Annotated in this window: 5 protein-coding genes and 1 pseudogene; all 6 read left to right on the top strand. The window is 61.0% G+C overall.

The genetic code is table 11. From position 1 onward, the window contains the following. Positions 1–109: 109 nt before the first annotated feature. Positions 110–586 (top strand): annotated as a pseudogene (locus NZK81_RS21225) (IS66 family transposase); the annotation flags it as partial. A gap of 139 nt (positions 587–725) precedes the next feature. Then, positions 726–1,967: a tyrosine-type recombinase/integrase gene (locus NZK81_RS21220; RefSeq protein ID WP_188823901.1), complete on the top strand. Its 1,242-nt coding sequence runs from the start codon at positions 726–728 to the stop codon at positions 1,965–1,967. After that, positions 1,967–2,923, top strand: coding sequence for a tyrosine-type recombinase/integrase (locus NZK81_RS21215; RefSeq protein WP_229710714.1), 957 nt, complete (start codon positions 1,967–1,969; stop codon positions 2,921–2,923). The genes NZK81_RS21220 and NZK81_RS21215 overlap by 1 nt, the downstream gene beginning before the upstream one ends. Beyond that, positions 2,916–3,923, top strand: a complete 1,008-nt coding sequence (locus NZK81_RS21210; RefSeq protein WP_188823899.1) for a tyrosine-type recombinase/integrase — start codon at positions 2,916–2,918, stop codon at positions 3,921–3,923. Before NZK81_RS21215 ends, NZK81_RS21210 begins: the two co-directional genes overlap by 8 nt. A 409-nt stretch (positions 3,924–4,332) precedes the next feature. Beyond that, a complete protein-coding gene (locus tag NZK81_RS21205) occupies positions 4,333–4,515 on the top strand; it encodes a hypothetical protein (RefSeq protein WP_188823897.1) in 183 nt (60 codons plus the stop codon). After that, on the top strand, positions 4,502–5,047 hold the full coding sequence (locus tag NZK81_RS21200) for a recombinase family protein (protein ID WP_229710713.1): 546 nt from the start codon (positions 4,502–4,504) through the stop codon (positions 5,045–5,047). Before NZK81_RS21205 ends, NZK81_RS21200 begins: the two co-directional genes overlap by 14 nt. The last annotated feature ends 211 nt before the right edge of the window (positions 5,048–5,258 follow it).

The following is a 5,258-nucleotide window of genomic DNA, read 5'->3' as shown; positions in this document are numbered from 1 at the left end:
GCCGACAATCAAACCTGCGAGTAACGGCTTGCCAGCGTCAATCAAAGCAGGCACCACGTCAACACCGCGACGATCAGTTCTCATCCTGATTGGCGGAAACTTCTCATCCAGATCGCCGCGCCATACCGAGGCCCATCTCGGGGACTTCGCAGGCATCCTGCAGGTCGATGGCTATGGCGGCTACGCCGCGCTCGCCAAGCGGCGCCAGCAGGTCAGCCTCGCCTTCTGCTGGTCGCACGTCCGGCGCAAGTTCTACGATCTAGCCGAGAAGTCGCCGGTCGCGGCCGAGATACTCAAGCGCATCGCGCAACTGTATAAGATCGAGGATCAGGTCCGCGGCTCATCGGCCGAGCAGCGCCGCGCCACGCGCGACGAACACAGCCGGATCCTCGTCGAAGACCTCAAGGTCTATCTCGATGTCCGGCTTCGCCAGCTCAGCGCCAAGAGCAAGCTCGCCGAAGCAATCCGCTACGCCGTCAGTCGCTGGGACGGGCTCGTGCGCTTCCTCGACGACGGGCGCATCGAGCTCGATACCAACACCGTCGAACGCGCGATCCGCCCGCTCGCCCTCAACCGCAATTATGCAAAGCGCCGGATTATGCGCATGTGCCGACGGCGGGGTGTGCCCAGTCCGCTATTTTCCGCCGCATACGTCGCAGCATGACTAACTTCAGCTGCACATAATACGTCTTCCTCTCCGCCCACCATCTGGAGAGGAGCCTTTCATGAAGTCTGATCTATTGCAGCCGGAGCCGCGTCGCTGGCTGGCGAACAGTGTCTTTTCGTCCGTGGAGGAGGAGTATGTCTCCTATCTTCGAGCGGGCCGATATCATCCGAACACAGTGCGAGTGTATTTTGCTTGCGTCGCGCATTTCGCGAAGTGGACGACCGAGGAAGGCTTGGACCTCGCGTTGATCGATGAGGTGGCGCAACGGCGGTTCCTGGATACCCATGTGCCATCTTGCGATTGCCCTTACCCGGTTCGCAAGCTGCGCCACGAGTTGCGCGTCGCTATCCGGCATCTTCTGCATGTGCTTCGTGCCCAAAGGCGGATTGCGGCGATCGAACAGAGGGGCCGGCTCGATGGTGAACTGGCGGCATTCGATCGCTACATGCGCGATGTCGGCGGTCTGGCGGACACAACGCGGCGGCAGCGGATCCATATCATTCGCCGGCTGCTCCTCGAGCGGTTCGGTGATGGCGAGATTGATCCTGAGAAGCTCGACCCGGCAGTCGTCCGGCGTTTTGTCCTTGGTGAGGGCCGTTGTTGGGGTGCTGGCGCCGTGCGTGTCGCTGGCGGGACAGTCGGTTGTTATTTCAAGTTTCGCAAGATGTTGGGTGATGATGTCGACCGGCTCTTGCAGGCCATTCCGCGGGCCGCGTATTGGCGCCTGGCGGAGTTGCCCGACGTGTTGTCGCCAACCCAGATTGACGCGGTTCTCGCGTCATTCGACGATCATCTGTCTTCAAGGCGGCGCGCCTACGCGATGGTCAGGTGCGTCACCGATCTCGGGCTCCGATGTTCCGAAGTCGTAAAGCTCCAGCTCGACGACGTCGACTGGCGCAACGGGATCATTCGTATAGCCAGGACCAAGACGCATTTCACCGACAGCCTTCCATTGCCGGCGGCCACCGGCGACGCCATCGCAGACTATTTGCGCCATGAGCGGCCGAAGACCAGCAACCGTGCGATCTTCGTTCGCCATGTCGCGCCATATGACGTCCCGATCAGGGCAGGCGTCGCCAAGCACGCGGTGATCGCAGCTTTCGCACGATGCGGATGGGATCGAACTGATCCCCATGTCCTTCGTCACAGCATCGCGAGCCGCCTGCTCAGCGACGGCACGCCCATGAAGCACATCGCCGATATCCTGCGTCACCGCAGCCTCGACACGTCAAAGATCTACACCAAGATCGATTTCCGCCGGCTGTCGGCCGTGGCCATGCCCTGGCCAGGGAGGGCGTGATGATGACGACCACCATGACAGCGCAGGTAGAGGCCTATCTTGCTGAACGTACATCGCTGGGATTTCGTGGCGCTGGGCCGAACGCCAGCCAGCTTCGTTCCTTCGCCAGATTCTTCGATGGCTCTGGTCACCGAGGGTCCCTGACAACGGACCTCGCGATCGAGTGGGCAAAGGGGCATGCTCGGGGCCGTGATCCGCGGGCGTGGGCTCGCCGGCTCGACACACTTAGGCCTTTCGCCGCGTACCTTCTGCGGGAAGATCCGGCCACGGAGTTCCCGCAGACTCAGATATTCGGCAAGTCCCATCGCCGGGCCACGCCCCATATCTACACCGAGGATGAGATCTCGGCATTGCTTGCAGCGGCACGCCGTCTCGATCCGGAAGGCGGTCTGCGGCCTGCTGCGTTCGAAGCCTTCTACGGACTGATCGCCGCAACCGGCCTGCGCGTTTCCGAAGCGGTCAAGCTGCGTTGCGCCGATGTGGATCTCGGAAGTCGATGTCTGACGGTCCGGATGACGAAGTTCAGCAAATCGCGGCACGTGCCTTTCCACGCCACCGTCGCCGTCGCGCTCGCAGACTATCTCGGCATGCGGGATCATTTTCTGCCACGCGTGGCTGAGGATCCGTTTTTCGTCTCGACCCCGTCACGATCGCTAAAAAAGCGCGCAGTACATTGGACCTTCCAGAAGTTGCGCGACGAAGCCGGCATCGTTGCCCGGGGCGCCTATCGCGACGTTCGCATCCATGACCTCCGGCACACATTCATCTGCAGACGCATTCAACGGTGGCAAGCCGAAGGTACCGATATCGACAATGCGATCGCGGCGCTCTCGACTTACGTCGGCCATGCAAAGGTATCGGACACCTATTGGTATTTGACCGGCATCCCGGATTTGATGGCCACCGCAGGCAACCGCTTTGAAGATTTCGCTTTCGCGGAGGCTGATCATGGCTGAGCATACCTCTCCAACATTGCCGACGCTCGTCCAGCGCTTCTTTCTGGATCATCTCGGCGAGCAACGTGCGGTCAGCGCTCAGACCGTAGCGGCGTACCGGGATACCTTGCGCCTGCTCCTCAACTATGCGGCCGCAGCACTCCATCGAACGCCCAGCGCCATCACGTTGCCCGATCTCGACGCGCCGTTGTTGCTCGCCTTCCTGGACCATCTCGAGAAGGATCGAGGCAACAGCGTTCGAAGCCGCAACGCACGTCTGGCCGCGATCAGGACGTTCCTTAAATATGCATCGCATCACGACCTTGCGTCGCTGGCGACGATCGAACGGGCGCTGGCGATCCCACTCAAGCGGTTCGATCGGCCAATGGTCGGGTTTCTGTCACGGCCCGAGATCAGCGCCATTCTCGAAGCACCTGACCGGCTTAGCTGGGCCGGACAACGCGACCGCGCCTTGTTCAGCATGATGTATAACACGGGCGCTCGCGTTTCCGAGATGATCGGCATGCGGTGTCGGGACGTTGTGCTTGAAGGACAGCCCGCCGTGCATCTGCGTGGCAAGGGCCGCAAAGAACGCAGTGTGCCGCTCTGGCGGCCGACTGCCGCGCTCATCAGATCCTGGCGCCGCCAGATCGGCGACCCCGCTGGAGAAAGCTTTTTGTTCCCGAACCGAAGCGGTGATCGCATGACTCGCTCGAACGTTACCCAGCGCTTGAACCTCGCCGTCGCCACTGCAGGTCGCAAGAATCCAGGGCTCCTTGACCGCCCGGTCACCCCCCATACGGTGCGACACACAACGGCGATGCACCTTCTTCAATCGGGCGTCGACATCACCGTCATCGCCCTGTGGCTCGGTCATGAGGATACGGCAACGACGCATATGTACGTCGAAGCCGATCTCGCGATGAAGGAACAGGCTCTGATGAAGCTGCAACCAAGCACCGCCGCGCCGGGCCGCTTCCGAGCCTCCGACAATCTGATGAGCTTCCTGCAGTCGCTGTGATTATGTGAAGTTTATGGCGGCGGGTCTGGCGCGACAGCTGGACCCGCCGTCGGCACTTGCGCATAATCCAGCGCTTCGCATAATTCCGATTGAGCGCCATCTCGCAGACATTCTGCCCATGTCGGGCACGACGTTGTCGTCTGGTATCGATGGCATCCATCTTTCGAGCGCACTGTGCGGTGCGAGTATACCGAGGACCGGGCGAACGGCAGAGTCGCCCACATTGTGGTGAGCCCCGGCGAAGTCATCGTAGTTCCGGCTTGGATGTTGAATCGCGAGGTGTGCGATGCGTTCAGCTTGGGTAGCGTTCGGGTTGCCGTAGATGCGTTGACCGATCTCCATAACCTCTTGATCGACGCGGACCTTCGGAATGCCCTGCTGAGCGGTTTGAACGCTCAGGAGGTAAACGATGAAGACCTTGCCCTCACCAACGCGGCTGCCGGCGCTGCGCCAGTTGATCATGCCGCTCGACACCAGAAGTCTGGACGGTCTGACGACAGCCCAGCGCGTCGTCGTAGTGGCAAGCCTAGCCAAGTTGTTGATGGCGGCCGCAGGCGTATTGGACGAGGAGATGACCGATGACGGGCGGTAACCTCCTTCCGATGGCCCTGCTGAGGCGCAAGCCAGTTGTTTACGTCAGGCAGTCGACGCCCCAGCAGGTCAACGGGAACCTGGAGAACCAACGTCGCCAGTATGAACTCGTCGATGTTGCGCGCCGTTGGGGATTTCGTGACGTCGAGGTGATCGACGAGGATCTTGGACGCAGCGCGAGCGGTGCAGTGGATCGCCCCAGTTTCGAGCGTCTGGTGGAGGATTTGTGCACGGGTCGCGTCGGCGCCGTATTGTGCCTTGAGGCCTCTCGCCTTTCCCGCAACGGACCCGACTGGCACCGACTTCTCGAGCTTTGCGGCCAAGTCGATGCTCGTGTCATCGACATCGATGGCGTCTATGATCCGGCCAAGCCGAACGACCGGCAGCTGCTCGGCATGAAGGGCAGTATCAGCGAGTTCGAGCTTTCTGTCATCCGTGCCCGCATGTACGAAGCTGCACGGCAAAAGGCTCAGCGCGGCGAACTGCGCATCAGCGTTCCGATCGCTACATCTGGCATCGCGACTATGGACTGAGTTTTGACCCCGACATTCGAGTTCAGGAGGCCATCAGGCAAATATTCGTGCGGTTCCGCGAGATAGGTAGCGCTCGCCAGGTGCTGATTGTCAGTGGGCGTGTAATTCTCCGCAAAAGTGGGCTTTGAAAATTCCCTGATTGTTGGACCTGATTGCCAATGAGCCGGGGTTAACCCCGGCTCATTGGCAACGCCAAAATCGGCGCGAGAAA

The organism is Novosphingobium mangrovisedimenti (genome assembly GCF_025153475.1).
Lineage (GTDB): Bacteria > Pseudomonadota > Alphaproteobacteria > Sphingomonadales > Sphingomonadaceae > Novosphingobium > Novosphingobium mangrovi_A.
The sequence above is the reverse complement of the archived record's forward strand: the minus strand, read 5'-3'. Positions and strand labels throughout refer to the sequence as shown.

Excerpts from the sequence above, each read along its gene's own strand:
- NZK81_RS21215 (WP_229710714.1), top strand. The coding sequence starts at position 1,967 with ATGATGACGACCACCATGACAGCGCAGGTAGAGGCCTATCTTGCTGAA.
- NZK81_RS21210 (WP_188823899.1), top strand. The coding sequence starts at position 2,916 with ATGGCTGAGCATACCTCTCCAACATTGCCGACGCTCGTCCAGCGCTTC.
- NZK81_RS21205 (WP_188823897.1), top strand. The coding sequence starts at position 4,333 with ATGAAGACCTTGCCCTCACCAACGCGGCTGCCGGCGCTGCGCCAGTTG.
- NZK81_RS21220 (WP_188823901.1), top strand. The coding sequence starts at position 726 with ATGAAGTCTGATCTATTGCAGCCGGAGCCGCGTCGCTGGCTGGCGAAC.
- NZK81_RS21200 (WP_229710713.1), top strand. The coding sequence starts at position 4,502 with ATGACGGGCGGTAACCTCCTTCCGATGGCCCTGCTGAGGCGCAAGCCA.